This is a genomic window from Streptomyces sp. NPDC058469, assembly GCF_042721125.1.
Classification (GTDB): Bacteria; Actinomycetota; Actinomycetes; order Streptomycetales; family Streptomycetaceae; genus Streptomyces.
Window position 1 is genome coordinate 41,086 of the sequence record NZ_JBHXME010000011.1, and the last position, 25,976, is coordinate 67,061.

Below are 25,976 nucleotides of genomic sequence, written 5' to 3' on the forward strand. Positions count from 1 at the left end.
GATTGGGGCTTCTTCCTAAACAACCACATCCTATCTACTCCTCGGCTTTGCTACTTCTAGCTTATCGGCGATGTAATCAGTACTCTTGGCTATTGCAGTCAGCGGACCTTCAATCTTGGCGAGACCCTCTATCGCGTAGAGGCGGAACGCTACCTGGAGTTCATCCTTCTCTTTTTGCAATTGCCTGTTATCACTGTAGAGCCGGCCGATTACATATGCTTCGGCTAAAATGGCAATGCCCGCGATGCCGTATTGAAGAAGGACGGTGGGCGCGGCCTCCATTAGGTCGTGCTTACCAGGAAGCCTTGGAAGTAGTTATCGGTCGCTACGCCAGACACATTCAGCGCCTCGGTACCATCACTTAAGACGGCAGCTTCGACGTACTCATTGGCGGCCAGGCGTATATCTGCGTTGACGTAGGTTCTGACAGTAGAAGTCGCACCGTTAAACATTTGGACAAAGGCGCTGCCGTTCTTCACTACAACACCATTTTTATTCAGAGTCATACCAAAGTTCTGGGTATTAGTCGTAGATAAGAACCTAGCTTCAGCCTTGAAAGAGTAGAGTCCCGCTATAGGTGCGGTGAAGCGACCCTTATTAGTTACGACGTCCACATTGTTGCCCGTGTCGTACTCTTTGGTATCACAAGTAAGAACGCCACCAGCCGCGGGGGTCAGAGCTGCGGCACGATAAACACTGAACGTGTAGGGATTGATTAAGCCGACGTGAGTTTTAGCCGTGACATGGGGATAAATTTGGTTTCCTAGTGAATCAGCCCCCAGTAACGGAACCGAACTCACAACCGGTGTAGATGTTGTGCCCTGGTTGATAGAGCTAGCTGCAGCAATAGTCGAGACACCAGTTATGATGATGCCAATACGCACGTAGTTCGCCGTAAGCGCGGGCGAGGCGGCGTTGTTTGCTACCTCATCATAGGTAACAACCGCTGTACCGTCGCCATTGTCGTGTAGCTCAATGTAGGTGTCTTTGGACGCTGTGAACGTCCTAGCAGTCACCGCAGCCACGGTGAGCCGTACGCCATTGATGTAAACCACGCCTGCAATCATGGATGCTGCTCGTGTCGAGGCATAAGCATCACCAGACCAAACGCAGCCAGAGGCCACGTAATTGGGGGTGCCCTCATCCCAACGACGTTCACTGTTGGCCTTGGTGTCGTAGGTCGTAGGGACGAACGTCATCGCCGTACGCCGGTCGGTGATGTTGGCGTTAGAGATTGAGGAAGCTGCAGCGGCCACAGCGACGTCAGCCAGAATCTCGTATGGGTAACCGGCGCCAATGCTGGCTTGGATAGCCGCAGCGTTAGGCGCGGTTGGTGAACCTGCGGCAGTACCAGGGACCGTCTTAAACTTGAAAGCGGCGAGGTTGTTCGTGGTGGCCGAGCTAATAACGGTCAGGTCAACGTATGCAACAACGGTATCAATGCGGGGATTAGAAGGATCGGACGCTGTAACCGAGATGTTTTTAGCGGCGTCCATGTAACCGAAGTACGGGATCTTCGTGCTGGTGGCCATAAGGATGCCAGCCATACCGCTAGAGACATTAACGTCCACCGACATGTTGGCGCCGGCTGCGCGCTGAGTCACGTTCATACCCGTGGCGTAACCGGTACCGGACATCAGGAGTAAGTGCTTAAGAAAGCCTTCCTCATCTATCTTGCCGCCACCGACTACGTACTCTGACACTATTTATGGTCCTCGATTAAACCTAGCTTTGATTTGACTTTAGCAGAGTTAATGGCCCCTGTCTTTACTTGCTTATGTAATGTCTCCCATTCCTCGTCTGGGATATCTCGTTCCACTGAGTTAATAGAACCTGCGACCTGAATCTTTACAGTCGAGGTGGACTGCACAAGAACTACACCGCCCTCGGTTAATTCAATGGTTCTAGTTAGTTGCGATGTACCCATATGGCTCCTTAGGTTGGTGGTAATATTCCGGCTGGGAAAATAAGCCGAGCATGAGTGTAAATAGTCTTGCTGGCGGTGCCAGTGTTCTTCACCGACAAGACATACACCTTGAGACCAATGCCAGTCTCGTCGCTTAGAATGATGTCGTAATGATGGGCCCGGGTAATCTCGCGCAAGTCACTGGTGAGAGAACCGCCCAGTGGCCAAGCATAGTTGGCATCATTATTGGTATTGACATAGAAACCTAAGCCCAACTCGGACATATAGAGCTGTTCCAGTGTGCCATAGAACGTCATGACGTATTGGGCCTGAGATCCAGCTGCTAGAACCTGAGTAATCTCCGCAACGTCGACAGCAAGGACGGCCATATTGTCCCCGCCTAATGACTGCTTGTTCTTAATATTGCGGATCTCCCGTTCGGCAGCCGGAAGGCGCCTAGCTATTTCGGTATCAGCAGTTTGGGTAGTGCGGTTAATCATAAGCCAAAGCTCACTTTTACGTCTTCATCATCCTCGTCGCCGATTTGGATGTCTATATCCTCCACCCGGTAGAAGCCTTGAATGTCGGTATCGGGATCGTCAGTCTCAAAGACCTGCACATAATCGCCAATCCAGTAATTAGTCACAGGCAATAAGGAACCGCTGTATTCAATGGACGGTATAGAGAATGCCCGACCCCAGGCGGCCAGTAGCGACAAGCCATAGTCTTCTAGGGTGCCGCTATCGAGTACATCGCTCAGGATGATGGGCTTCTCGCGAACCTTGTAATCAATCTGTGAGTTGACGTCATCTTGTTGGATCTGCACCGTTGCGCTAGAACCAATACCTGAACCTAGAAGATAGAGCAGATTAGAGATGGCGGTAGCATCCTTGGATGTCTTCAGCCGCTTGACATTGCCCGGGTACTCGAAGATGACAGACGGCTTCCGGCTGCCTATGGCTGCGTAGGTGTTGAATACCTTATCGGGCGTGAACTCCATGTCGAAGGCGAGCTGCAGCTTAGTAAGGTCTTGGAGGGCGTCTTTGATGCGGACGTTCTGATACTGGCGGCTGTACACCCCGAGAGTGGCAAGCGTGCCAATGGTTATGCCGAAGTCCCAGTTCTCTCCCTGGTCCTGAGACTCGTTGATAAGGGTCGCGGCAATGGTGGTTCGCTCAACGTTGGTGAAGGTCCGCAATGCGGCGGTATAGCGGTCAGCGAAAAGATTGAGGAAGCCAGCCACCTGAACAGATAGCGTGTCGCCTTCGACCGAGCGGTTCTTCTCGGTGTGAGTGATTTGCCCACCGGCTAAATAGGTATCGCCTCGCCGTATGCGTACCTCTGTGATGCCCTCTTGGATGAGATTAGTCCAGGGCGTATTGAGTGTGGCGGCGAGTTGCTTCAGCTCGTTGAGCCCAAGAGTCCAAGAAATTTCGTCGGCTTCATTACGGGAAACGTGCAGGCGCCGGTTACGAGCCTTTCCTGACAGCTCGGCCGTCTTCACGCCCGCCGGCGTCCATAACTCAAAGGTCCAGATGCTCGGTCTCATACGGTTAAGTAAGCCGAGTAGGCGGTTAGCTCAGCCGTACCAGTATCGCCCGCGGATGAACTAGTAAGCCGGAAGGTGTTTACATCAGGCACGGCAGAGAAGAAGTCAGTACCGGCGACCTTGTTGTCGATAAGGCTAGTTACCCCGTTGAGCATGATGGTTCGGTTCTTCATGTCAACGATGATCGTGTCAGTCGGCAACGAGGTGTAGTTGAGCTGGAGGGCCACTCCTCGCTCTTGCGCCATGATGCGCGGATTGGTGTGGACGCCCCGGAGATAGAGTAACGGCCAAGTGTCCATACTGCCTGTGTTGGTGAAGTAGCCAACCCCTCCCGTAGCGCCCTCAAAGGTGATGGGGAACGGCGGCGGGAATACAGCACCACCACCACTCGGGCGGGAGAACTGACCAGTAGTCAGAAGGGTGGTGCTGTAGATGGCCGGGTCCGGACACAGGAAACTGATCTGGAAGGGACAACTGTTGGGCAAAGGTCCATCACAGTGGAACGGGGGCTTGAGGTAGCCCGTAGCGAAGTACGTAGCCCCATCGAGGGTAGAGAACGTCAAGGACGTACCCACGGGCAGGTTCAAGCTGTCGCGCTGCAACCGACTGGCGTAGACGAGTGCCTTGCGTGCCGCTATGTACGAGGTACTAGTAGAACCAAAGACCTCACCAGAGAGCGTCAGGATGCGTCCGCCGTACCGTTCTGCGTCAACTATCTGCCCGTCCTCGCCCGGCTTGTCATAGACCACCTGACGTATGTCTGGGAAGCCTAGGCCCTGAGCATCGTGGAAGATGTACCCATTAGGCGGCAAAGATAGATCGTGGACATTCAGAGTTCCGATGTTGAATGTCCTAAGCATTACGTAAAGCCCACTGCACTTTCCGCACCATCTGATCCGCGTCTACCGGATTGTAGTTGTAGTTGACTATGTTGAAGGTAGTCCCGCCGCCGGCTGCCATTGCCTGGCGCGTCTCTGCTGCCGGAGTAACCTTTGATCCGCTCGGTAGGCTTACGAGTTCTGGGCCACGCTCACCTACGAGGGCCAAGCCACCTCCGAAACTATTCACGCCTGAAGCAAAACCTGGAACTTTCATGGCTTTGAGAGCGGCGCCTATTGGACTTGCCTTGATCACAAGCTTAGCAAGAGCCGTCATACTGTCTATGTAAGCCTGCCCGATGGCTGAACCCACCCCATTTACCATATCTGCCCACGCCTGAATGAGGGCATGACCTATGGCATGAGCCATATCTCGACCAATGTTGTCCCCAATACCATGCATCATATTGGGGTCGACCATGCTCGGTAGGCCGTTGAGCTGGTTAGCTATACCGGCCGTAGTCTGGGCGGCGTTCTTGACAACATCAGCTTTCTGCTTCTCGTATTGCTTCAGCTGGTCGTTATGGCTCTGCTTAAGTTTGTCAATCTCATCGAGTGCATCCGCTACCCGCACGCCTCGCAGGTCGTTGGAGTGCTGCTGCATGAAGGCTAGCTCTTGACCTAACTGCGTTTGCAGGTCGGTGAGCTTGGTGTTGTGTTGCTCCTGGGCGTTGGTCGTGTCCTTCTGGTATTGGGATAACTTCTCACCAGTGGACCTCTCATAGTCGGAGTTTTCCTGCGCGAGCCGTACCCTTAGGTCTGCTATACGCTGCTGGTCGGCAAAACGCCCCTTCAGGTTCTCGGTTTCTAGGTCTCGCTGTATCGAGTCAACCTGCTGTTGGTGCTGGTATGCCATATCATCTTGAGCTTGCTTGAAGCTGTCGACCTTATCCTGTTGGGCAGCACTAAAGTCAGCCTTTTCCTGGTCGACAGACTTAGTCAGGTCAGCGATCTTCTGATCATGGCTCTTGACAATATCGGCGAGAGACTGTTGGAAGTCTCGATTGGCTTTAACTACATTCTCGTCAATCTCTTTCAGCTTGTCGGCTAGATCCTGGGCTTTCTTGGCTGCCTGTCCAAGGCCAGAGTCAGCACTCTGCTTCATCTGTCCAGTGCTGGTCTGGAACTGCTGCCCTGTTCCGAGCATCTGCTTCTGTAGCCTGTTGAAGGCGTTGAAAGCCACGACTCCCACAATTGCAGATATAGCCGTTAGCACCAGCATGAGCGGGCCGCCCATAACGAGAGCAACAAAACGGACTATGGAAGCCAGGGCCAGGACAGTGGCGCCGAATGCAACTACTGTGCCAATGGCACCAGCCATGGAGATAACAGTCTCCTGGTTGTTTTGAATCCATTGAGTCATACCTCCGAGTAACGGGCCAAGACCCATCTTGAGCATGTCGCCCATCTTGGCTTGGGTATTAAAGATGACCGTTGATAGCTTGGACTGTTCACCTGAGTACGTGCTTGCCAGCCGGGCCGCGTCACCGAGCTGGGGGGCTGTCTCACGGATGATGCCGTTGTAGAGGGCCTGACGGATAGACGAATCGGTCGTGGCCTTAGATAGGTCCTGGGCGCTGTAGCCGGCCTCCTGGAGGATGACAGATAGGTTCTTGGTCATACCGGCATTGTCCGACAGGATGGAGTTGCCGTTCTTGATACCTTCTGTGGCGCCCTCAATAGCCTGACCAAACCCAAGAGCCGACTGCCTACCAAACGCCGCGGTGTCCTTGAAACGGTTCACCAGCGCGATGGCCTCAGGCATACTAAAGCCGGACGACAGAAGGTTCTTCAGCGAGGTAGCAGCGTCATCCACGCTCATAAGGCCGTCAGTGGCTAGAGACTTAGCGGCATCACGAGCTACACCCGCGTTGGCTCCAAAGGCGTTGGCCACACTGGTGACGCCGATGAGAGAGTTCTGAATCTTGTTGGATGCCTCGATGGTTTGGTCAAACTCGTTCTTGAGGCCACTAAGAGCCTGCTGAGCTATCGCCGAGGCTGCCAACGCATTGAGAGAGTCGGCCACACCCTTAATCGCCCGAGAGGCATTATCTTGAGCGCCAAGGACGATTTTGATCTCGGGTGAAGTTGACACTACTGGGATAAACTCTTATCTATGTTCATCTTAGCGCTTGCCATCTTTAAAAACCATGGCGGTTGCCGTCCATACTCTTCGTAGGTCCAGCCGTAGTGCTCGCATAGGGAGATAATTGCGAAGCGACCATCGGGCGGTTGAGCCGTGCCGGTCTTGTCCATGACGTAATTTCTATACTGAGCGGTGAGCCGGATTAGGCTTTTGGGTCAGCGTCGCTCGCGTCACGAATCTCTTTGACCTTAGCAATGACGCTCTTGTAGTCCTTAGCCGGGTAAGCCCGCAGGACCTCAAGGGAATATGGGGCGCCGTCCACGGTGAGTACGGTGACCTCTAAAGCCTTACTGGTGCTCTCACGAACCAAGGCGCCGCTAAACTTGGACTTACCGTTATCGTCAGTCTCAGCACCATCGAGCAATACATCCTCGATAGCGTCGACGTCAAAGCCGCTCAGGTATTTCTTGAGGACTACTACTTTGCCACTAAGGGGGAGAGTGGTCTCAACCGTCTCTTTGGAGTTAAACTCAGACATCTTAGGTTGCCGCCAACTTGTTAATTACCTTGAGGTCCCAGGCCTGACCATCACCGGAGTTGTAGTCGGCTGCATATTCAAGGCTGTAGTACTCGTGCTCGCCAGACTTGAGCTGTGGCTTATCACCACCCTTCTTAACTCGGATGGAATTCAGAGTCAGACGTAGCTCGTAGATGTTGCCTGCACCGGCAAAGCAGCGGATAACCAAAGCGCCAGTCTTGTAGCCAGTAAAGGTATTGGCCTGGTCGGGGCCGGTGAAGATGAGATCTACCTTGACCTCCAGGTCGCCGCGCGTACGGAGGAGGGCAGCAGGGTCGAGCGTGCCAGAACGGTGCTCGCCCTTGTCGTCCTTGAAGTTGTGGCTAGCGGTCCAGGTAGAACCTTGCTCGGCCTGCGTCTGCGTGGCGCTAAGAGCAGCTGACGCCGTGGCGCCGTAGCAGAACTGAGTACGAGCCCACGTGAAAGGCATGTTGTACAAGGCAGGCAGAGAGACGGTGGCCGGCCGCAGAACCAACATATCGCCACTGGCGTATGCCGCAGCAGTAGCGTTCAACACAACCGTCGTGGCGGTGAGGGAAGAGATAGTGAAGTTCGTCGTTGAGTTGTCGCTTGCCTTGACGCACTTCACCAGGTCGCCGACAACGAGGCCGGTTGTAGGAGCGGCATCGTAAGCCGTAGATAGCGTAAGGGTGGTAGTCGAAACACTGGCGATCTCGCGACCGGCGAATGCTCCGAGAGCGCTGACCGATACCTTGTGGCGCATCATGTTCTTCTCGAACATCGGGGTTAGCTTGCTAGCGCCTACACCAAAGAAGCGGACGACTGAGAAACCGTTCGAGATATCCATCGTATAGAAGTTGGGGTCTGTAGCACTAAGGGTGAAGGGCCAGGTGTAAGGATCAGAGCCAGTAACAGACCCGCGGGTCAATAGCATGTCAATAATCTGAGCCGTGGTGTTGGGCTCGGCGAGTACGGTGATGTCGCCAGTATGCGAGCGCTGCCCCTGAATAGACTGGAGTCGAGCAAACTTCGCACCGTAGATAGACTGATCCTCGTCGTAGTTGAGGTCAGTGGTTAGCGTCTCGTCATAGGCAGGAACGTAAGAGCCAGGCGTTACGGCCACAAGTGCCGATGTCTGTTTACCAAAGGCTATGTACCCTAAATCGGATGTCATTCTGATACCTCAGTTAAGTTCGGATTCTCAACCGGGAAATGGCTAACCAGTGTCCCGCCAGGCTTAAGCTCGCCAATGCCTACAAGAATCAGCGTCAGAGCGGTCTGATTCAGATACCTATAGGTCTTCATAGTTCTAGTATTTGCTTCTTTTGCCTATAGGTCAAGAACGATTCGCTACGGCGACGAAGTATGTGACCGTAATAGTCAGATGTCCCTCGGCCGATATGACGTCATTCTGACGTGGCATTGAGCCGATCTCAAAGCGCATGGTGTTGTTAATCGCCGCACCTTCCATGCTGAGCTGAGTACGAAGGGCCCCTTTGATGCTCTGGGGTAAGTAGGCGCCGGTATCGTCCCGAGCCTCGACCAGTTGCCGGATACGGCGCTGAGTCAGGTCAGCGTTATCGTTGGCGCCCCAGTCGTCCCGCTTATCGAGCACAACCTTAACCAGGATCTCTTCTGTAACTTCATCGGTGCCGGTGGGTCCAGACTCCGTGACATCGCCCTGCTTCTCTACGATGAGGGCTGGATAGTTCACCTCAGGTATCACGTCCGGGTCGCCATCATAGAACGATTTGAAAGGACCGTCTGGATAGAGATCTTTGAAGAAGCGAAGTATGCGCGCGGTCGGCTCTTCGTACATTAGACTGCCGCTACCTTCCGCATCACTTCCTTCCGGACAATCTCACCAATAGCCTTAGCCCTGGCATCGTCTACGGCGAACATAACGCGAGCCGGCATCTTACGAGTGCCGAGCTGGTGGTACCTGAAGTAGTCGGCACTGTTGCGAATTATGGCGAAGTTAGAGCCCGACTGAAACTTGAATGAGTTCTGCATTACGCCGCTGCGTATCAGCGGTGGCCGGCCCGGGAAGTTCTTAGCCTTCCACGTCTCGTAAGGGACGCTAAGGCGAGGCCATAGCTTGTTGATAACCCCACCTTGAGAAGCGAACACCTCGCCAGCGTAGAAGGCTGTGAGGTACTGACCAATCTGCCGCATGGCGTCGGGCATGTCATTGATGCTCGTACCGAGCGCAGATAGCCGACACTGAAAGTCCTTGTCTCCGGTGATGGTGATGGAGACGTTCACTAGAAGCGGCTTCCTGGACGCTCGATGATGAAGATGCGCTCACCGCCGCCGTCTGCCGGGTCAGTGTCCGCTGTGGTGTCGTCCGGCCAGGAGGACGCTGACGGCTTAGTCTCCGCTACCTGAGTGCCCTGGTAGTCCACCAATGGAGAGGCGCCAGTCTGGACGGCCTTCAGCAGTGCACGCGCGTCAGCTACCCGCGCAGTACCGTCCTTGCTTGACCCGGTAGCCATAGCCCCGTACTGGTCTAGGAGGAGGATGCCAGCGGCCAGCTCCAGTGTGATACGGCGTACTAGCTCGGGTACTGGCTTGGTGAAGGGGACGGTGTACTTGGAGATGAGAGCGGAGTTGACTTCACTCTCGGCGTCACGGCGGGCCTGGTCGACGATGGTGTCACTCAGGTTGGTGTTGCCGCCAAAGCCCGCCTTAGTCCGCACAGCATCGAGGGTTACATAGTGGGCAAAGTCAGAGCCCCGGACAGCCGCGGCGTCTGCTAGAGGGGTCTCCGCAAGTGTGACGCTGTTGTAGTAGGTGTACTTGTACCAGTAGTCAGAACCGCCAGCGCTGTCGGTATAGAACGTGCCCGTCTGGTCGGGGTCAATGTTCCGAGTAGCAACAATGCTAAATGATGCGTCTACAGGTACAGAACCATCTGCATTGGCGGCGCGATAGAACCTAATCTGGTCGCTCGATACCTGGGTAATCGGCTCAAAGCGTAAGTGGGCAAACCCTAAGGCACCGACTCCAACACCCGTCGTTCCGGTAAGACTTGCAACAACACACTTCTCGCACCGCTCTTGGCTGAGCGTACCCGCATATAGGAAGTCGCCAACAGTCAAGCCCTGATTAGACTTGAGCGTCAATGAGGTGGCCGCAGCTGCCGCGTTAGCGTCCAACTGTGCTATCTCCTGAATGATGGCGGCCGAGAATGAATTGGCACGGAGTGTTGTTGGCATAGCTTTATTAAAGCACCGTTACATCACTGGCGCCAATGTCGACGATAACTAGCTCTGTATCCGTCCATAGCGGAGTATCACTATTCGCATCATTCAGAATCGTCTGAGCATCGAGAGATAGGAGGATAGTTAACACCTCCAGTGCTTCGCTAGGCTCGTCTGAAGCTAGTACGAAGTTGAAGAGTAATAGCAGCGACATTATCCAACCCCCAATGTTCCAAGGTTGCTTATGACGACTGCACCACCAGCAGCTCTGAATGCTCCAATGATGCCACTCGCCTTTAGTACGCCGGTCCAGCTGGCGGTGCCCGCGAAGCTTGTCTCGATTATTCCGGGGATGAGGTCACCATCAATGACACGGGAGTCCGTCTGGCGAATATTTAGACCCGAGAAGCTGGGACTGGTTGAATCACCGTTGAGAGCGATAACGCCGAATATGAGGTCGTCAGTAAGCGTCGTCGTGATGCTAGGAGTCGCCCAGGTAGTTCCACCAGTAGATGTAGCGTTCGCGACTAATGCAACGTCCAGGACAACCGGGTTAGCATTGCCAGAGTACTCATAAATATGAAGGCGAGTAAGCGTTGCGCTTGTAGCATTGGCCGTGATGGATGTCTCTGTGCCATCTGCTATCTTATAAAACATCCCCATCTTGGCTGTATTCAGATTGATGCCCGTCGTCAACCCGGTCCATCCCGTGATAGTCGGCGCACTGGAATTATTGTTATAGACCGTAGCAATGAGAAGGTTACCCAGCGTGGTAGCGCCAGGATAAGAGACTGATACTGAACTAGTGCTAGCGGTCCCCTTGTTGTCCTGCCCCGTAAGGCGAAGAAAAGACATTACTGCTTATACCAGAGATTGTAATCAACCGTGCTCACTGGGCCTGTACTACCTGCACGGGTTGTCGTAACAGCAATGGAAATGGCTGTCGAATGGTTTATGCCTACCATACCGGGACCCACGTTAGCGGCGGCGCCGGCGGGGAGTGGTAAGGAATAGACAGGGGCAGTAGTTCCCAGGGTTACGGCCGATGCCTGTGCGTTGAAGAACTGGACATAGGCAACCGATGCGTTGGGGTTGTAGATATACCATCCGCCAACTTGTCCGGCCGTATTGGCAGTACCAATGTCGGTCTTAGTAGCTCCAATAGAGCCGGTGGCTGGAGTCCAGCCACCCTTAGGAGCCGCTATACCAGCAACCCATAGACCACCATCGCGCCCCACTTGAAGTGGCTCGTAGTCCCCATCAGTATTGCCAGCCGAAAGATCAGTCGGAGTAGATTCACGAACGGCTAATGCCATCGTTCCAACATCACCTGAGGTATGCGCCGCGTCCTCAGCCTTACCAAGGTTAGTCGCCGCGGTTCCAGGTGTTAGTGAATCAGTGGCGCCGATACGAGTCCACAGACGTCCAGTGTTATCTGTATTCAACGAAGCATAGTCACCATCGGTTCCAGCAGACGAAGCGGCAGTATCGGTACGCTTCGTCAGTACTTGAATTCCTGCATCTCCACTTGAATGTGCCGCGTCTTCGGCCTTAACAGCTCCAGCAATAGCAGCGAGGTTACCACCTGACTCCAGTGCTAAGGCAGAAGTGTTGAGGTTGGTGCCAGCGTTGGCTGTGACTGAGCCTGACACCGGTTGAGTAGTCGTGCCAGTGGTATCCGTTCTAACTGGGTTGCTCGCTGTACCACCAACGACGTGACCGCCAGCACCCGGCAGAGCTATACCGATTGATTGGACGGTATCCGTCCCGGCTCCGGTGTCGTAGTCATCTGTCTTGGGGGCGACAATTTTGCCGTCAATGCTCGATAAAGAGGCGTTACCCGTGGCCTGGTTCGCGCTTGTGGCTGCCCCTGTAGGGATGGGAAGTGACGCCGCAGAAATAGGAACTGCACCCTGATCACTAGCTATCGCTACGGGCGCGGAGTTCGCCATTGTGCGCTGGCCGCCGTCATAGACCGGATCACCTGAAACCACGTCGTAGATGATCTGGAGCTTGTCGGTATCAGCTTCACCGCCCTGGAGGGCTGCCAGGGTAATTACGTTCGTGGCCACGGTAGCTGTCGTGACAGTGCTATCAGCGAAGTTGTAGAGGATCTTATTCGTCGTTGTGTCGATGATAAGTTGCAAGCGATCTAATCGAATGGTGCCGAAGTCGGTCAGCGTGACGGTCTTACCCGAAGCGCTAAAGCTGTAGTTCTTGATTATCTGTTTCATAATGCTGCCGCCATACCAATGGCGAACCCTTTCGATGCTTTAGTGTCGGTGTATGCCTTGGTTGCTGCGTCCTGGGCGCTGGTCGGATCAACGACGTTGCTTATCTTCTGGGTTTTTACGTCGATGAATCCTGCATCGCTGAGTTCCAGTCGTACATTGCCTCCCGTGATCAGGTCGAGTGTGTTAGCCGAGCCAGAAGGCCGAGTCATGCCGGTATCGGAGTCTGAGAAGAACGAGTAAGCAGGAGTCGATAACGAGGACGTCAAGGGTCCACGCATCAATCCGCCCGACGTCATGGCCACAAACGGGTTACCGGCCGAGCTCTGAAACTCCATGAGGTTACCGCTTTGGCTGGCGGTAGCCTGGACCACCAATCCCTTATTAGAGTTGCCCCCGGTGTAGAGCATGAGCTGTGCTAAGGCATCAGCAGTGGCCGGTGTGTTGAGATTCAATTTATTGATCGGAGCCTTATTTCCGATACCAATATTACCGTTGTCGGCATAGAGGATGTTGGTGTTGGTAGCAGTATCAGTGATGCCGGCCGTAACGTTGTCTGCATCAGCTGAGCGAGGGAAAAGAACCAAAGCATTAGTACCGGTGACTAGCCAGATACCGCGGGCCTGAACCTTAGTGGTGCGGTCGTCATAGCACCGCACTTTGTCCAGTATGGTATTAGCGGGCACAACAGAGTTTGCGGTGTTCTGGATATACCCACCAAGCGCGTTATTGAAGAGATCTCCACGCACATAGGTTTCATGGGCGCCGTCGACACGTACACCGTAGCCACCATTTTCGTAAGCGGTGATGTTCGTGAAGGTGTTACGCAGCGGGACAGGGTAGCTAGCATTGTTATTGTTGACCGCAAAACCGTGAGAGGTGTTGCTGAAGGCAATGCAGTTAGTGAATTTAGAGTTGACACCACCACTGATTAGCTGGAAGCCGTTACCGGTTACGGCACCGAAGGAGATACAGTTGATCGTCTCCATATCTTCGCATGTCTCGTAACTGAAGCCAGCGTTACCGTTGTTCGCTGCCAGGCAGTCTGTAAAGCGCATTCCACGGCTGTGGTCCGGTACAAAACCGCAGCCAGCGCCATTCGCGGCAGTCGAGTAACATCGCTCTACGACTGAGTAGTCCGAGAGACCAAAGCCCATGTTGTCACGAGCATCTATAGTGCCGAATGCTCGGACATTTAGGAAGTGGTTCCGCGTGTTCGGCGCAATGAGCTTGTAAGTCACGCCGGTCTGCGTTGCGAAAGACCATGGCCGGGTAAGACGGAGTGAGGTGTTAGAAATGACACTGACTACTCGGGCAAACTCACCCGTGGTCGGCTCTTTGATAATCGAACCGGCTGCCAGCTCAGTAGTAAAGCTCGTCCCGCTACCACTAACGACCTCCGAGCCATTGGTGAGCGTGATTGTGCCGGTTAAGTTTGCTGCGGGAGTGAACCCTTGGATTAAGACACAGAACCGGAACGAGTTGATGACGTCTACGTTCTCAAATATAGAGTCCTGGATACCCGCAATGACGATGCCCCCGCCGGCCGTCTGGTTAATTCCGTTGTGGTCCAACGTGACATTGCTTAGCCTGAACCCACTGATAAGGCCAGAGGGCTTGCCACTAATCACCATAGAGACGTTGCGCCCATTCTCCATCTGTACCGTGACGCCAGTTTTGGACTCACCAATGATGTGCTTGTTGTCGTTGGCGGCGACGCCCTGCCGTGTCGTGTAGGCAGTGGCGTTATTGCGGATGAAGACCAGGTCACCGGCAGCCATGGCAGCCTCTAAGGCTTGGTCAAAAGCAGATTTTGATAGCGTCGCCGTATAGTTCGAGACCGGGAAGTCACCGGTAGTCGCACCAATAACCGATGCGTGAGTACGTGACTTCACCATTGGGCTAGCAGCTGTGCCCGCTAAGTCGCCAGCAAGCTGAACCTTGCCTTTGCGGGTCGAGGTCGCGTCAAGCGTTGGAGGAGTACTAGCAAGTGGTATCAGGGTATCCATTTCCTATACCCCTGCCCAACACACGCCATCGCCCGCTGTGCCATTAACCCAGAGCTTGTTGGCGTTGCTGATAGGTACTGATATTGACTGCCCCGCTATGAGCTCCTGGTTGGGAGAGCTACTGAAGCCAACCTTGACCACGCCTGCATTACCACTCAGGGCTTGGATTAGAATGCCTTTGGTCAGAGCTTGGCTCGCAAGTTGAATTGCCGTGCTCGTCACAGCCACAGTTGTAGTGTTGTCAAAACCCGCTGTTGGCAGCGTGGGATTAGCCGTGAGGGAACCCGACACCGGTAGTGCATCCTGGTCACTGGCCACAGTCACGGAAAGAGAGCCAGCCTTGGTCTTCTGGCCAATGGAACTGGGTAGTAACGAGATGAGAGTTGAGAAACGTTGAGCGATCCGCTGAAGCCGACCGTTAAGGCCAGACGTTGCCGTATCGCCCGCCGGGGCAGTCTCAGACGTAGAACCAATCTCAGTGTTAGTAGTGGATAGCGTCGCCTCCGAGGCGGCACCAGTGGGCAGAGGAAGACTCGCGGCGCTAACTGGCTGAGTGTCGCTCGGGGTCGTGGGCGTGATGAAGGCAGTGCCGTTAGACAGGCGCGTAGAAGTAGGCGAAGCCGCGGCGGTGTGTTCCTGAGCCGGCGCGGACGGGATTTTGTCGGTACCCGTCTTGATACCGGCGAGCGTGGCTTCTGTAGCCGTACTGCTTAGCTTCGTGTCTATGGACGCGAGAGACGTATTGCCGGTGTCTTGCTTAACCGAAGTCGAGGCCCCAGTAGGCAATGGCAATGCGGCAGCGTCGATAGTGATGGACCCACCACCATCTGAGATGGTTATGGTGTGGCCGGACGCGTCTACCGTGAGGGTAAGGCCCAACGCGGTGACGATAGCGGCTAATGCGCTCAGCTCAGAAGCCTGATTAGCAGAGGTAGCCGCACCCGTAGGTAGCGGCTGAGATGATTGCGTTACCGGTAGAGGATTGTTCGCATCTACCGGCGTGGCTGAGTCGGCGCCGCCGTACTCCAGCTTCACTTTTTGGTGGTGAACGCCCCCGATCTCATCGGTGGCGATTGTGGCACCAACCTCTGTATGTACGGGGACGTTATCCGCCATGTGGTTATCCTCGATCTATTAGTAGCGTAACACTAAATACGCGATCAGCTCCTTCAGTACCACTCGATGTGAGGGTAATGGTGTGGTCACCCGAAAGGGGCAATTGCAACGGCTGGTTATTAGCGTCGATGAACGCTGCAGTCGTCGTGTTCTTCACGAGGGCAGCCTTGGTGTAGACCGTGTAACCGTCTACGTCCTTAACCGTGGCTGCGTAGGTGTTGGTACTGGATAGATCCGGTGCCGCCACGATGATGCCCCGTAAGAGGCCATTCAATGGAATGGCAGCACTTACGATCGTAGTCGTGGTGTTAAGGATCGTCAGAGAAGCCTTGACGCGCTGAATACGGAACTTGCCCATGGCTTACACCTCAGACTTGCTGCCGTCGCCCTCAGGCTGTGTCCTGTCGGCAGACTGGCCTGACTCACCGTCCTTGTTTTCAGGAGCGTCAGACGGCTTCTTAGAGCTTTGAGCGTCGACTAAGTCTTGAGCAGCTTTAGCTGCTGCCTCTTCCTCGGCCGCCTGTGCATCGGCCTCGTCCTCAGCTTCCTTGGCTGCGTTGGCATCTTCGGCTTCCGCAATGCGCTCAATTAGAGCATCACGGCTACCGTTGGCCGCAAGTCCTAACTCTTTAGCACGAGCCTTGAGTTCGTCGTAAGACGGACCTTGAGATACAACTGGCTTTGCTACTTCGACCTGGACAGCAGCACCGACCTCTACGAGCGCCTGGCCGTCTGCTTCGTTGACTTCAAAGAGGGTTCCCTCGGTGTAGAGGGTGCCATCATGGTTTACGTTGCGTGTTGCTTTAACTTGCATGTTGCTCCTTAAGCTGTGGTGCCAGCCGCGAGGGTCTTCTCAGTCGTAATGAAGAAGACAGAGAAGTCGCGGGTGTCGTTAGGTGCTGTGTTGGTGGACATAGTGTTGCTCTCGATGGCAGAGGAGCTAATGGCCACAGTCGGGAACGTAGCCTCGCGTACGCCACCCACGTAAGCATCAATGACAGATGCTTCAGTGAGCTTGCGGTCGAGCCCGAGCTTGACTCCTAGACCGAGGTCATAGGTTGCCGCGGCGCCGTCCTGGATCGGGAAGACAACACTCGTCAGAGTCTTGAAAGCCTTCGAGCCGGTCGAGGCAGCCGTCTGGTTAGCGGTCAGTGTGAACACTTCGCTAATCACCTCGTCGCGGATGTTTGTACCAGAGACAGTGATGTCGCCGGCGGGAACATCTGCGGTCGTGCCACCAGGTGTGATCACGATGTTGCGAGGGAAGTCAGGCTGATGCGTAAAGGTCGTTGTCGTGGTGACTAGCGAAGCCGAGGTGGCTACCGCAGCTTTCACATAGGTCTTGGCCGTATCAACGAGAACGTCTGTCCACGCCTGCCGACGGATCGCTCCGTTGGCAGACTGCAGATTATCGATGACCTGTCGGCCAGCTTGTTTGTTCATCATTTGAGGGCCTCCTTAAGCTACTGCGTTTTGGATTGAGTAGGCGACTTCCGGAGTCATGACGTACTGCAGGTAGTAGTCGCTAATGCGCTCGTACTCACCCATCTCTTTGCGGCTGTCGATGGTTTCCATACCGCGACCGTCTTCTAACTGCAGGGTGTAACCCAATGACAGTTGCTTCAAGCCCGGACGAGCCTCGATGTAAGCCAAGCCGAAGTGCTTGCCCCAGACGGAAGCTAGGACATCAGTCTGACCATCTACGGCGGTGTTCTTGGCAGCGTCGCCAATGAGGATCTGCTTCACACCGATCAGAGAAGCGAAGATCTCGGGCGTCATGATGCCGCGCTCACTCCACTTGATGCGGTCCAGGAAGTCAGGGTGGTTTTCAATGATGGACCAGACTTCAAAGCTCATCCAAGCAGTGTTGACCCGACGAAGGCCGTTGGCCTTCACTGAGTTCTTAGCGACGCGGATGTCATTGAACGGATTGGAGTTACCGAAGTCACTCCACTGAGAGGTACCGGACAGAGTCGTGTTCTGAGTCAGGACGCTGGTGCTACTCAAGAGAGCGGCGGCCTTAGCTTCCTTGGCTAGCAAGAAGACGTCAGTGACGTTCTCGGTGGTGTCGATGCGAGCGTTCAACGGATCCTTGGAGCGCTTAATTTCATCATCGCTCAGGAACTCGTCGAGGGCCTGCTTCTCCAGGGGGCCATAGGGCACCTTGCTCAGGTTGCGCTCTACTTCAGCTACGGACGCCTTGACGTTGGGCGTGATGCGGGTCTCAACGACCTTCATACCAGACTTGTCATAGACGTAGTAGAAACCGGCGTCTTCTGCTACTGGTAACTCAGGTAGCAACGACATCCCGATGTAGTTAGCTTGATCATTACGAAACGCCTTCGATATGTTGGTCAGTATCGGATTACGGCGTAAGTCTTTTAACTGCGGCATTTAACGATACTCCTTAGTACTTAGCTGTTGAGGGCATTAATTCGACGATGTCACCGGCTATGTTGCTACCAGAGCCCATCTTGTAACCGAGGATCTGGTCACCTGGTGTAGTGGTAGCAATTCCCTTGCCGCTGCCGTCTGAAGTAACAGCAGCGCCTTCTGTGACGGTGCCACCTAGGACGACTTTTAGAGTTCCAGCGGCGGAACGGAGCCAGGTCTGTGCCAACTCGCCGCTTACCGGAGAGTTCATCAAGACACCGGTGATTTTGTCAGTCGCGGCAGAAGCCAGAACGGTGTTACCGCTTGATTGCTTCACGATGTAATACTGCTTGGCTGATAGGTCAGCGCCAGCCGGCGCGCTGCGGTGATTACCGTTTACAAAGGTAGTCATTGCTAGTTGTCCTCGCTCTTAGTTACTACGGTTGCCAGTTTGGCCAGCTCAGACTTCTCGCTAGCAACAAGCTTCATGGCTTGGCCGAAGCTGATCTTTTCCTTGGCTGCACGCTCTTCAGCGAGTTTGCTCATCTCGGCTGCAGCTGCCTCAGCATTGGCGGAACCTTCGCCGCCGTTGCCTAGCTCACTACCCTTGAGCAGTTCGTTGTCTGGCAACTTGCCTAGGAATATCTCAAGTCGGGTACGGAGAGCAGGAGCAGAAGCCAGGAGGATAGAAACAGCCTCTTCAGCCTCGTCGCTCTTGATAGCGCCGCGCCCGACATGGCCCTTAACCAAAGCCGTAGCTTCGTTCTTCTCCAACTTGTCGGCAGCCTCAATACCACGAGCCGCGGCGGCCTTCAGTGCGCTCAGTTCGCTAGCACTGATCTTGACTGAACCCTCGACCTTGGCGGCCTCGGCGGCAGCATCAGCAGCGGCTTTACCGGCTACTGCCTTATCAGCAGCTTCCTTCTCGGCCGCAACTTTGTCAGCTGCTTCCTTGGCAGCTTTAGCTTCTGCCTCCGTCTCACCCAACTCGAACGTCTTGCGCTCGGCGTCAGTCAGCTCAGCCTTGTTCTTAGCCAAGAAGTCTTTCTCTTCTTTGGTCAAGTCAGCGAGAGCCTTTTTGCGTACATCTTCTAACTTCATACGGTCGTCTCCTTTAACATAAATGAACATCTGACCCTTACCACCCTGCTCATTCGCGACGAGCGGGTGCAGGTCTTTGAATAACGGGTGATTGGTGACAGCAAAACCAGATAGGACGTTGTCGTGAAACTCGCCCTTGACTTCGGGATTCTCCCAGCCCTTGAAGTAGTACTCGGGTGAGAGGTACCGAAAAACCCGATTCTTCAGTTGTTGAGCCGCGATGTCCGTCCATTCGACGCTTGCCCATAGACCTTCGCCGGCCTTGACGTAGACGTCTTTAATCCAACCAGCGGCACCCTTGGTGACGTCGTTGTGGTCATAATCGATGGGGGCTTGACGACCCTTGGCCTTGAAGAACTTCTGAAAGTTCTCAGCAGCCTGTACTAGATCGCTATCGGCAATGGTGAAATCGCCATGGTTGGGGGTCTTCCACACACCAGGACGGACAACCTGAATCTCTGTCGGCAACTCAGCAGCCTGGCCACCCTGTGCGGATGCCTTAAGCTCAATCGGCTGGCTGACCTTCATTGCTGGCAAGACGTGCGTCCCTTATGATTAACCCAGGACGCCGCTTGCCCGGCGTTCTTTGTTTTATATTGCGGCTTAGCGAATACGCTTGTCAATCTTATTTATAGTTATAGCGCAGACCACAGCGACATCGAGGGTGAGCAGTCGGTCGTATCCTGGGACCGAGTAGGGTGGCGAATGATTCATCTATGGCCACAGTTACATCATTCAAAGGCGCACACACACGGCAGGCGCCGGCCTGCTTTGCTTGCCAGGTCTTAGACACTGCATTAGTCAGGTGGGCGAACTGTTCAAGCCCAATTTGATACGCATTGACCGTCTCAGTACGAGCGATCATCTCTGACCGGACAGGGTTGGCTATGACCTTCTGTACGCGGTCGATGGTGGCGCTACCGTCCTCGCCTAGCTCGATGCTTGTACCGATGGACTGCCGGATCAACCTGAGGTTGGTTGCCGTGATCTCCTTGATGAGCGTGCCCGTATGAGAGCGGGCAGCATCGAGGATTAGAGTGTTGGCCGGGTTGAGCCCGAGCTGCACGCCATACAGGTACTCACCCGACAGACCACCGAGCAAGACCAGGCTCTCTATGCCGTCGTACATCTGACGAAAGAACTCGGTCTTCTCCTCCTGGAGGCGGGGATCGTTCGGGTCTATGACCTGAGGGTCCGCGGCAGCCCTAATAGATAGCTGGTGCCATTGGACGAGCGCCGGCACCCGGTCAGCTAAGCCGCCAAGGTAGGTCAGTACACTGCGCTCTAACGCTCTCTCAGCTTTGACTAGCTGCTTGAACGCTGCCGGGTCTGCCCGGTAGTCGTCCTCCCAGTCGTCTGAGGCACGGATGACTACGCCCAGACGCTCACGGGCGTCAAGCAGCTCGCTGTGCACGGTGGGCCTCGGTCAGCTCGTCGTAGAGCTGGTTGGCACGGACGATGGCTGCCTTGGTCTTGTCCTCGGGTACCGGAGCCGTTTCCTTCTTGACGTCAGCCTTAGGTTTGGCCTTGTCCGTTGGCTTGCGACCAGTGGCGCCCTCGGCCTTGTCGGCCATACCTAACGTGCTACGGAGGAAGTTCTCATCCTCGTCGGTGGGGACGATACCGCCAGCTCCTACGATCTTCTCGTACGCATCAGAGAACAGAGTGATGTTCTGGTCATCGAGGCCAGTAGCCTTAAGTTGCGGGTATTTGTCCACAGTGAAGTTAAGGTCTACGACTGTCTTAACGGCTGTCTGCATCAAAGTATCGATGATGATCTGAGCTGTTGACTTCTCGGCCAAGGTGAAGAATGCACTGTGGTCTTCGCTCAACGAACGGCTACCCGAGCTGTTAGAGCCAAGCTCCAGGAACTGTGTCAATGTGTTCTTGGCTATCTGTCGGTCATGGTGGTCAATGCTCGGTTTCATGTCGCGCAGCGTGCCAGCCTTCATGTCCATGAAGCCAACGGTCCAGCCAACCTTGTGATTGACGTAAGACTGAGCATTGGCGCGGAGGTTGCGAGCCCCCGTAATGAGCTTCTGCCGGTCCTTGTCGTCTGCCTGCTCTGGCTCGGTGATGTCAATTACGCCCAGGGCATGACGCTCGTGTGCTACTGAGTCAATCTGGTAGAGCGTGTCCTTGATAAACCAATGCTTATAGGCCGACCGAAGAACGCTAATGCCTTCGTGGTTATCACCTTCCTTCTGGTTAGTGAAGACGACGAGCTTGCTCCAGGGGATCTCGGGAGTGGAACCATCCGCGATCATCTGCGTGATGCCCTCGCCGTACTTATCACTGGTCCACTTGTAGATAGTCTTCTGCTTGCGGAAAGCTAACTTAGTGATGACGATGCGATCCTTGCCGTTGACCTTCTTCATACCAAAGACCATCTCGAAGACCGAGAAGCCAAACGGCAAGAATGTCAAGGCTTCCGAGATAAAGCCGTGCCAGTTGAGCCCCTTGATGAAAACCTCGTCGCAGAACTCGGCAACGTCTTGGTCTATAGGGTCGTCACTAGCAGCGTCGAACTCCCATTGAGCCTGCTCAATCGGCAGATAGCAGGCAGCTAATGAAGCCCGAACAGTCGCATCACCACGACGCATCTTGTCGTAAACGACTACAGCCTGATGCCCAGTAAGATCAGAGCTGTACTCCTCACCAGTGATGATGCCGCTGAAGATAAGCGTGCCGGAACGACCAAGCTCACCGTATTGAGCGGCGGTCTTTGCGGCGGCCTCTATCTTCTGGGCTTCTGTATCCATTGCCGCCATTATGCGCTTAAAACTCTTTACCGAGCAAGCCAGCCGTATATGTGTCGGGGGTGGTGTAGGGTATTTCTTCTAACTGGAGTACGTTCTGAACCCCGACTGCAGCGTACGAAATCATCAATGCGTCTGCCTTGTCCGGTGACCGGCCGAGCCGCTTTCTAAAGTCTTCCTTCTTCTCCACCTTAATCTTGCCGCCCTGATCGCTCCACTCAAGCGCGGATAGCTCTGCTACTAGCTCATCGTCCTCAGGTATAGCAATGGTGCCATTGACAAACATGCGGCTAACCTTCCACCACATTTCGTCTCGCTGATTAACGAAGTCCTCTTGACCGGGCATCGGGTCCTTGACAGTCGGGGCTCCTGATGGCCGGAAAGCAAGGATCTTATGCAGCGTGCCCGGCTTCTCCCTCGCTCGACGTAACGCGTGGTCGTACACCGGGATACCAATACCCGCCGCCTCAATCACCACATGGGTCAAGTGATCCGAGGGGTTGAGTTGCTCGATGTCGTCGTTAAGGGTGGTGGTGTCAGGCGTGTGGTAAGAGCGGATAGACTCCCCCTTTTGACCCTTGCGATGATAGATAGCGCTCTTGTCGGCGCCGGGGCCGGCTACGTCGATGCCAAAGCAAGAGGAGCCTACGGCCACCTCGTTGTGGCGTTCTTCGGTCATAGCCGCCTCAACGAGGTTCAGTGGTATCAGCGAACTCATACTCGTACACGGGAACTCTCCCTCTACACGAGCATCCCAAAGAGGCGTCCCTATCCCCCACTTGAAGATGCGCTCATAGACCCACATGGGGGAGACCAAGTGCGGGTTGGCTACCTTGAGTTCTCGCCCGCTCTCAATGGCTTCTACTACTGCCTCGGCCGGATGGAATGGCCGTTCACACCCTGGATCTGTGCACTTGGCTATCCCGTTGACGGTGAAGTTGGGTGTCATCCAGACCGACACATGAATCTTGTTTGTCAGGTGCGAGCGGTGGCTTTCCTTGAACGTCCCGCCGACGCTGGTCGGGTTGCCGATGTAGAGCACACGGCCGTTGGTACTGGTGACAAGAGCGTCCACTGCCTCAAAAATGGGCTCGGCTACACCGGCCGCTTCGTCCACGATGACAAGGATGTGATCAGCGTGGAAACCTTGGAAGGCGTCAGGATCTTTGGCGCTTACCCCTACCGCATACCATTTCTCTGATATCTCGTGCTGTTGGGTGAGCGTCTTGCCAGGAAAGCGGTATTTAGACTTGCGGACTGCCACACGGAACTCACGCCAAAGGATCTCTTTGACCTGGCGTCCGGTGGGAGCCGTAGTGACCACTACCGAGTTTGGGTAGGCCAAGAGGAACCAAGCCGCGGTACGGGCCGCTATCCAACTCTTGCCGATGCCGTGGCATGACCGGACAGTAGTAACGCGGTTGTCCCTGACGCTCTCGATGATGTCGAGCTGCTTATACCAGGGGTCGGCGCCTATGTAATCAATCAGAAAGAAGCGCGGAGACCGGCGGCAGGCTTCAGTTACCTTCTTGGCTTGTTCCGCTGTCGGCATTGGTTTCGTCGGCCTTGTTTACTAAGTCATCCCAGTCTTCGACCTCGCGTGTTTCAACTTTATCCACGTAACCATGCTTGGTTAGGATGAGCTTAGAGATCGAATGGTTATAGCGCCCCGAGGCCCCGCCGTTAAGCAGACGCTCGGCCTGGGTCGTCAAAATCTCCTCGACAATGTCGGAAAACTCTGAGTGTGCTTTCTGCCAGTCATAGACTGTAGAACGCCGGATGTGCAGATATAAAGCAAGGCCCTCGATGCTGGGCAACTTAACGTGTAGCTCGCGCGCCTTACGACTAGAAGTACGGACAGTCGTCACCTTCTCGCCGTCTTTTTCTTCTATGCGCTCGTCAGTGGTCTGTGTTCCACTAACGAGCTTATACGAATCTTTGCAGCCCTTAAGGTACTTCGCCGCCAGGTCAACCATCTCTGATGAATAGTTTGTCGGTCGTCCACCTGGCATTGCGCTCTTCCTTGCTTATCTATTTGCATAGTACGGCATTGATCATCTAAATAGCCATAGGGGTGTTGCAATTGATGATCATTACGCGTATCATCAAAGCAGTTACCCGCTTGGTCTTCGATTATCTGAATGCACCCTCCTTTAGATAATCGAAGACGAGGTGAGTAGCGTTAAACAGGAACCACCCCATGAAGAAACAGGTCATAACTCTAGCCGTCTCCGCCGCTGTTCTAGTCACCGGAAGTTTTAATCTCACCGGCACTGGTAAGGCCGACCAAGAGACAGCAACCCCTCGGCCGTCCGTTGAGGTCACGACTAACACGGATGCCGCTCCTACACCTGAGCCATCTACGAGCCCTGAGATAAGCGTTGCCCTGGTAGGTAACCCATCCGCCGGCGCCGTGGCTGCCAACGCTCCTAGCGCCACAGCAACGGCCACAGAGCCCACGCCTACCGTCGAGCCAACACCGGCGCCGTTCGTCCCTAGCGTGGAACTACAAGCCGGTACCGGATCCAAGACGTACTCATGCATGTATCACCTCGCGCCTGATCTCATCGTTGTCGAGGTTCATGGTGCGACCCCGGGTAGTGCGCCAGCCTGTGCGGAGCATCCCCATGGCTAAGCGAGACATCAACCTCATAGAGTTTGCCGAGCAATTCCTAGGTCGTCGACCAAGACCCAACGAGGTACTGCTACTGGAGTGCTGGGAGCAAGGTCGTAACGTCGTCATACAGCCGCGATCACGAGCCCACTTCGTCAAAAGCGCTAAGACTGTCTTTAGCGCCTGGCTAAGTCATCAGGCTAAGGAGGCCAGACGTAATGGGTAAGCGCAAAGCCAAGGGGCACGTTCACCTCACGCCAAGTCCGAGCCTTAAGGCCAAGATTGACGAGATAGCCCGAACGCGCAACAACGGCGAGAAGGTTAGTGTAGCTAGTCTCTTTTGGTCCGGACTCGCTAAGGAGATACCAGAGTTAGCCGCCGATATACTGGCAGATCGTTGACAGGTTCATAGGCTGATTCAGGGCTAAGCGTCGAGGACAAGTTCCCTCCGTGAGGTGTTAGATGACCACCAGCGCTATGTGCCGCCCTGCTCTGAACCAGCCTATGAACACAAAGAAGCCCCCGAGGAAGAGTCAGACTCAAATCCCTCGGGGGCTTCGCTTATGGAGTTGTTCTCCCTACGGGATGTCCCTTGCCGCGGTGAGGGATGGCGGGTTAGCCAACGGAGGCCGGCGGACGTTGCTATCCGGCGGGACAAGCGGGAGTACAGGCACAGGACTGACGACGATCTGCACTTGACCCCGCAGGACGTTGAACGAGGTAGACCACCACCGGCCACCGAGCTCAACGACCTCTATGACGTCCTGGAGCTCGTCCTTGATGCACCAGTAGCCGCGCCGCTCGAAGTAGTTGCCCTTGTTGGTCTGCGGCAGAGGGGCCATGACCTCGTGCAGCCAGCGCAGTCCCTCGAACGGTGACGCGACTACGCGGTAGGAGACGTAGACCGGCGTCACCTTCTGCCGGGTGCCAGTCAGATAGAGGAACTGGCACAGGTAGCCGTTCTCCAGCGGCCTCCAGAGACCGACTTGCTTGGGCTCAGGCATAGCTCAATCCCTCACGCACTATGTACAGGTTCCGACCGCGAGGCAGAGGCACTTCCGCTGCCGGTAGGTCAGTTGGCAGTGGGTTGCCGGGCATCAGGACCTTGGCGTACACGGCCTTGCCCGAGTAGGGAGTCGGGTAGATGTAGCCCCACTCACTAGTCAGCTGCTCTACCAGGGCCAGCCCACGGCCGCCGTCGGCATCAGGGTTAGCCCTGCGGATAGCAGGCGGCGTTCTGTCCTGGTCGTAGACGTAGACCATGACGTACTCCGGCATGAACCAGAGCGTTAAGACGAACTTGAGCGGAGCCGGTGCAGGCATCTGCGGCAAAGTCGCAGGTCGCCGGGTGTGCTTGACGGCATTGGTCGACAGCTCGGAGACCACCAGGACCACGTCCTGGAGGACCGAGTCAGGTACCGACCACTTGCTCAGCACATCGCGCGTGTGTACGCGTGCCCAACGAACGGACGACTCTTCACAGATCAACTCCAACCGACTGCTGGGAGGTGGGGGTTGGTTCATTGCGGTCTTGCCCCCTGGGTCGGGGATGGTTGTTACGTTGTTGCACGAGTCTGCTCCACAACCACAGATCCATGCAATACCGTCTCCTC

25 protein-coding genes are annotated in these 25,976 nt (G+C 55.0%); all 25 read right to left on the reverse strand.

Features of this window, described 5'->3' with window-relative positions:
• Positions 1–30: 30 nt before the first annotated feature.
• Entirely contained in the window at positions 31–282 is a 252-nt protein-coding gene (locus ACFWP5_RS08740) for a hypothetical protein (protein ID WP_384152413.1), read from the reverse strand.
• Positions 282–1,610, reverse strand: a complete 1,329-nt coding sequence (locus tag ACFWP5_RS08745) for a hypothetical protein (RefSeq protein ID WP_384152415.1) — start codon at positions 1,608–1,610, stop codon at positions 282–284. The genes ACFWP5_RS08740 and ACFWP5_RS08745 overlap by 1 nt, the downstream gene beginning before the upstream one ends.
• A gap of 325 nt (positions 1,611–1,935) precedes the next feature.
• Entirely contained in the window at positions 1,936–2,406 is a 471-nt protein-coding gene (locus ACFWP5_RS08750; RefSeq protein ID WP_384152418.1) for a hypothetical protein, read from the reverse strand.
• A complete protein-coding gene (locus ACFWP5_RS08755) occupies positions 2,403–3,410 on the reverse strand; it encodes a hypothetical protein (protein WP_384152421.1) in 1,008 nt (335 codons plus the stop codon). Before ACFWP5_RS08755 ends, ACFWP5_RS08750 begins: the two co-directional genes overlap by 4 nt.
• Before the next feature lie 41 nt (positions 3,411–3,451).
• The gene (locus ACFWP5_RS08760; protein WP_384152424.1) at positions 3,452–4,315 is read right to left on the reverse strand and encodes a phage distal tail protein; all 864 of its coding nucleotides are present in this window, start codon (positions 4,313–4,315) and stop codon (positions 3,452–3,454) included.
• Positions 4,308–6,428, reverse strand: coding sequence for a hypothetical protein (locus ACFWP5_RS08765; RefSeq protein WP_384152427.1), 2,121 nt, complete (start codon positions 6,426–6,428; stop codon positions 4,308–4,310). Before ACFWP5_RS08765 ends, ACFWP5_RS08760 begins: the two co-directional genes overlap by 8 nt.
• Positions 6,429–6,621: 193 nt before the next feature.
• Positions 6,622–6,957 carry a hypothetical protein gene (locus tag ACFWP5_RS08770; RefSeq protein ID WP_384152430.1) on the reverse strand — a complete coding sequence of 112 codons (336 nt, stop codon included), beginning with the start codon at positions 6,955–6,957 and terminating at the stop codon, positions 6,622–6,624.
• Position 6,958: 1 nt separating this feature from the next.
• Entirely contained in the window at positions 6,959–8,131 is a 1,173-nt protein-coding gene (locus ACFWP5_RS08775) for a hypothetical protein (protein ID WP_384152433.1), read from the reverse strand.
• A gap of 162 nt (positions 8,132–8,293) precedes the next feature.
• A complete protein-coding gene (locus tag ACFWP5_RS08780) occupies positions 8,294–8,776 on the reverse strand; it encodes a hypothetical protein (protein WP_384152436.1) in 483 nt (160 codons plus the stop codon).
• Positions 8,776–9,222 (reverse strand): phage virion morphogenesis protein, encoded by a 447-nt coding sequence (locus ACFWP5_RS08785; RefSeq protein WP_384152439.1) that lies wholly within the window; start codon positions 9,220–9,222, stop codon positions 8,776–8,778. Before ACFWP5_RS08785 ends, ACFWP5_RS08780 begins: the two co-directional genes overlap by 1 nt.
• Positions 9,222–10,175, reverse strand: coding sequence for a phage protein Gp36 family protein (locus ACFWP5_RS08790; RefSeq protein WP_384152442.1), 954 nt, complete (start codon positions 10,173–10,175; stop codon positions 9,222–9,224). Before ACFWP5_RS08790 ends, ACFWP5_RS08785 begins: the two co-directional genes overlap by 1 nt.
• 839 nt (positions 10,176–11,014) lie before the next feature.
• Positions 11,015–12,394: a hypothetical protein gene (locus tag ACFWP5_RS08795; RefSeq protein ID WP_384152445.1), complete on the reverse strand. Its 1,380-nt coding sequence runs from the start codon at positions 12,392–12,394 to the stop codon at positions 11,015–11,017.
• The gene (locus ACFWP5_RS08800; RefSeq protein WP_384152448.1) at positions 12,391–14,400 is read right to left on the reverse strand and encodes a hypothetical protein; all 2,010 of its coding nucleotides are present in this window, start codon (positions 14,398–14,400) and stop codon (positions 12,391–12,393) included. The genes ACFWP5_RS08795 and ACFWP5_RS08800 overlap by 4 nt, the downstream gene beginning before the upstream one ends.
• Before the next feature lie 1,120 nt (positions 14,401–15,520).
• Entirely contained in the window at positions 15,521–15,874 is a 354-nt protein-coding gene (locus ACFWP5_RS08805) for a hypothetical protein (RefSeq protein WP_384152451.1), read from the reverse strand.
• Between the two features lie 3 nt (positions 15,875–15,877).
• Positions 15,878–16,330: an SAP domain-containing protein gene (locus tag ACFWP5_RS08810; RefSeq protein ID WP_384152454.1), complete on the reverse strand. Its 453-nt coding sequence runs from the start codon at positions 16,328–16,330 to the stop codon at positions 15,878–15,880.
• A gap of 8 nt (positions 16,331–16,338) precedes the next feature.
• Positions 16,339–16,962, reverse strand: coding sequence for a hypothetical protein (locus ACFWP5_RS08815; RefSeq protein ID WP_384152457.1), 624 nt, complete (start codon positions 16,960–16,962; stop codon positions 16,339–16,341).
• A gap of 12 nt (positions 16,963–16,974) precedes the next feature.
• A complete protein-coding gene (locus tag ACFWP5_RS08820) occupies positions 16,975–17,910 on the reverse strand; it encodes a hypothetical protein (protein ID WP_384152460.1) in 936 nt (311 codons plus the stop codon).
• A gap of 13 nt (positions 17,911–17,923) precedes the next feature.
• A complete protein-coding gene (locus ACFWP5_RS08825) occupies positions 17,924–18,301 on the reverse strand; it encodes a hypothetical protein (RefSeq protein WP_384152463.1) in 378 nt (125 codons plus the stop codon).
• A gap of 2 nt (positions 18,302–18,303) precedes the next feature.
• Entirely contained in the window at positions 18,304–19,518 is a 1,215-nt protein-coding gene (locus ACFWP5_RS08830) for a phage protease (protein WP_384152626.1), read from the reverse strand.
• A gap of 97 nt (positions 19,519–19,615) precedes the next feature.
• The gene (locus ACFWP5_RS08835; RefSeq protein ID WP_384152466.1) at positions 19,616–20,404 is read right to left on the reverse strand and encodes a phage minor head protein; all 789 of its coding nucleotides are present in this window, start codon (positions 20,402–20,404) and stop codon (positions 19,616–19,618) included.
• A complete protein-coding gene (locus ACFWP5_RS08840; RefSeq protein WP_384152469.1) occupies positions 20,385–21,752 on the reverse strand; it encodes a DUF935 family protein in 1,368 nt (455 codons plus the stop codon). The genes ACFWP5_RS08835 and ACFWP5_RS08840 overlap by 20 nt, the downstream gene beginning before the upstream one ends.
• A 16-nt stretch (positions 21,753–21,768) precedes the next feature.
• Positions 21,769–23,301: a hypothetical protein gene (locus ACFWP5_RS08845; protein WP_384152472.1), complete on the reverse strand. Its 1,533-nt coding sequence runs from the start codon at positions 23,299–23,301 to the stop codon at positions 21,769–21,771.
• Complete coding sequence (locus ACFWP5_RS08850) at positions 23,267–23,761, reverse strand: terminase small subunit (protein ID WP_384152475.1); 495 nt, start codon at positions 23,759–23,761, stop codon at positions 23,267–23,269. Before ACFWP5_RS08850 ends, ACFWP5_RS08845 begins: the two co-directional genes overlap by 35 nt.
• Positions 23,762–24,941: 1,180 nt before the next feature.
• On the reverse strand, positions 24,942–25,367 hold the full coding sequence (locus tag ACFWP5_RS08855) for a hypothetical protein (RefSeq protein ID WP_384152478.1): 426 nt from the start codon (positions 25,365–25,367) through the stop codon (positions 24,942–24,944).
• Positions 25,360–25,887, reverse strand: a complete 528-nt coding sequence (locus ACFWP5_RS08860; protein WP_384152481.1) for an ATP-binding protein — start codon at positions 25,885–25,887, stop codon at positions 25,360–25,362. Before ACFWP5_RS08860 ends, ACFWP5_RS08855 begins: the two co-directional genes overlap by 8 nt.
• Positions 25,888–25,976: the final 89 nt, after the last annotated feature.

What these genes read in the sequence shown, in the direction of transcription:
- ACFWP5_RS08805 (WP_384152451.1), bottom strand. Translation starts at nt 15,874, where the DNA reads ATGGGCAAGTTCCGTATTCAGCGCGTCAAGGCTTCTCTGACGATCCTT.
- ACFWP5_RS08775 (WP_384152433.1), bottom strand. Translation starts at nt 8,131, where the DNA reads ATGACATCCGATTTAGGGTACATAGCCTTTGGTAAACAGACATCGGCA.
- ACFWP5_RS08855 (WP_384152478.1), bottom strand. Translation starts at nt 25,367, where the DNA reads ATGCCTGAGCCCAAGCAAGTCGGTCTCTGGAGGCCGCTGGAGAACGGC.
- ACFWP5_RS08750 (WP_384152418.1), bottom strand. Translation starts at nt 2,406, where the DNA reads ATGATTAACCGCACTACCCAAACTGCTGATACCGAAATAGCTAGGCGC.
- ACFWP5_RS08860 (WP_384152481.1), bottom strand. Translation starts at nt 25,887, where the DNA reads ATGAACCAACCCCCACCTCCCAGCAGTCGGTTGGAGTTGATCTGTGAA.
- ACFWP5_RS08820 (WP_384152460.1), bottom strand. Translation starts at nt 17,910, where the DNA reads ATGCCGCAGTTAAAAGACTTACGCCGTAATCCGATACTGACCAACATA.
- ACFWP5_RS08770 (WP_384152430.1), bottom strand. Translation starts at nt 6,957, where the DNA reads ATGTCTGAGTTTAACTCCAAAGAGACGGTTGAGACCACTCTCCCCCTT.
- ACFWP5_RS08780 (WP_384152436.1), bottom strand. Translation starts at nt 8,776, where the DNA reads ATGTACGAAGAGCCGACCGCGCGCATACTTCGCTTCTTCAAAGATCTC.
- ACFWP5_RS08800 (WP_384152448.1), bottom strand. Translation starts at nt 14,400, where the DNA reads ATGGATACCCTGATACCACTTGCTAGTACTCCTCCAACGCTTGACGCG.
- ACFWP5_RS08815 (WP_384152457.1), bottom strand. Translation starts at nt 16,962, where the DNA reads ATGATGAACAAACAAGCTGGCCGACAGGTCATCGATAATCTGCAGTCT.
- ACFWP5_RS08760 (WP_384152424.1), bottom strand. Translation starts at nt 4,315, where the DNA reads ATGCTTAGGACATTCAACATCGGAACTCTGAATGTCCACGATCTATCT.
- ACFWP5_RS08740 (WP_384152413.1), bottom strand. Translation starts at nt 282, where the DNA reads ATGGAGGCCGCGCCCACCGTCCTTCTTCAATACGGCATCGCGGGCATT.
- ACFWP5_RS08840 (WP_384152469.1), bottom strand. Translation starts at nt 21,752, where the DNA reads ATGGATACAGAAGCCCAGAAGATAGAGGCCGCCGCAAAGACCGCCGCT.
- ACFWP5_RS08810 (WP_384152454.1), bottom strand. Translation starts at nt 16,330, where the DNA reads ATGCAAGTTAAAGCAACACGCAACGTAAACCATGATGGCACCCTCTAC.
- ACFWP5_RS08790 (WP_384152442.1), bottom strand. Translation starts at nt 10,175, where the DNA reads ATGCCAACAACACTCCGTGCCAATTCATTCTCGGCCGCCATCATTCAG.
- ACFWP5_RS08795 (WP_384152445.1), bottom strand. Translation starts at nt 12,394, where the DNA reads ATGAAACAGATAATCAAGAACTACAGCTTTAGCGCTTCGGGTAAGACC.
- ACFWP5_RS08845 (WP_384152472.1), bottom strand. Translation starts at nt 23,301, where the DNA reads ATGCCGACAGCGGAACAAGCCAAGAAGGTAACTGAAGCCTGCCGCCGG.
- ACFWP5_RS08850 (WP_384152475.1), bottom strand. Translation starts at nt 23,761, where the DNA reads ATGCCAGGTGGACGACCGACAAACTATTCATCAGAGATGGTTGACCTG.
- ACFWP5_RS08745 (WP_384152415.1), bottom strand. Translation starts at nt 1,610, where the DNA reads ATGAACGTGACTCAGCGCGCAGCCGGCGCCAACATGTCGGTGGACGTT.
- ACFWP5_RS08830 (WP_384152626.1), bottom strand. Translation starts at nt 19,518, where the DNA reads ATGAAGGTCAGCCAGCCGATTGAGCTTAAGGCATCCGCACAGGGTGGC.
- ACFWP5_RS08825 (WP_384152463.1), bottom strand. Translation starts at nt 18,301, where the DNA reads ATGACTACCTTTGTAAACGGTAATCACCGCAGCGCGCCGGCTGGCGCT.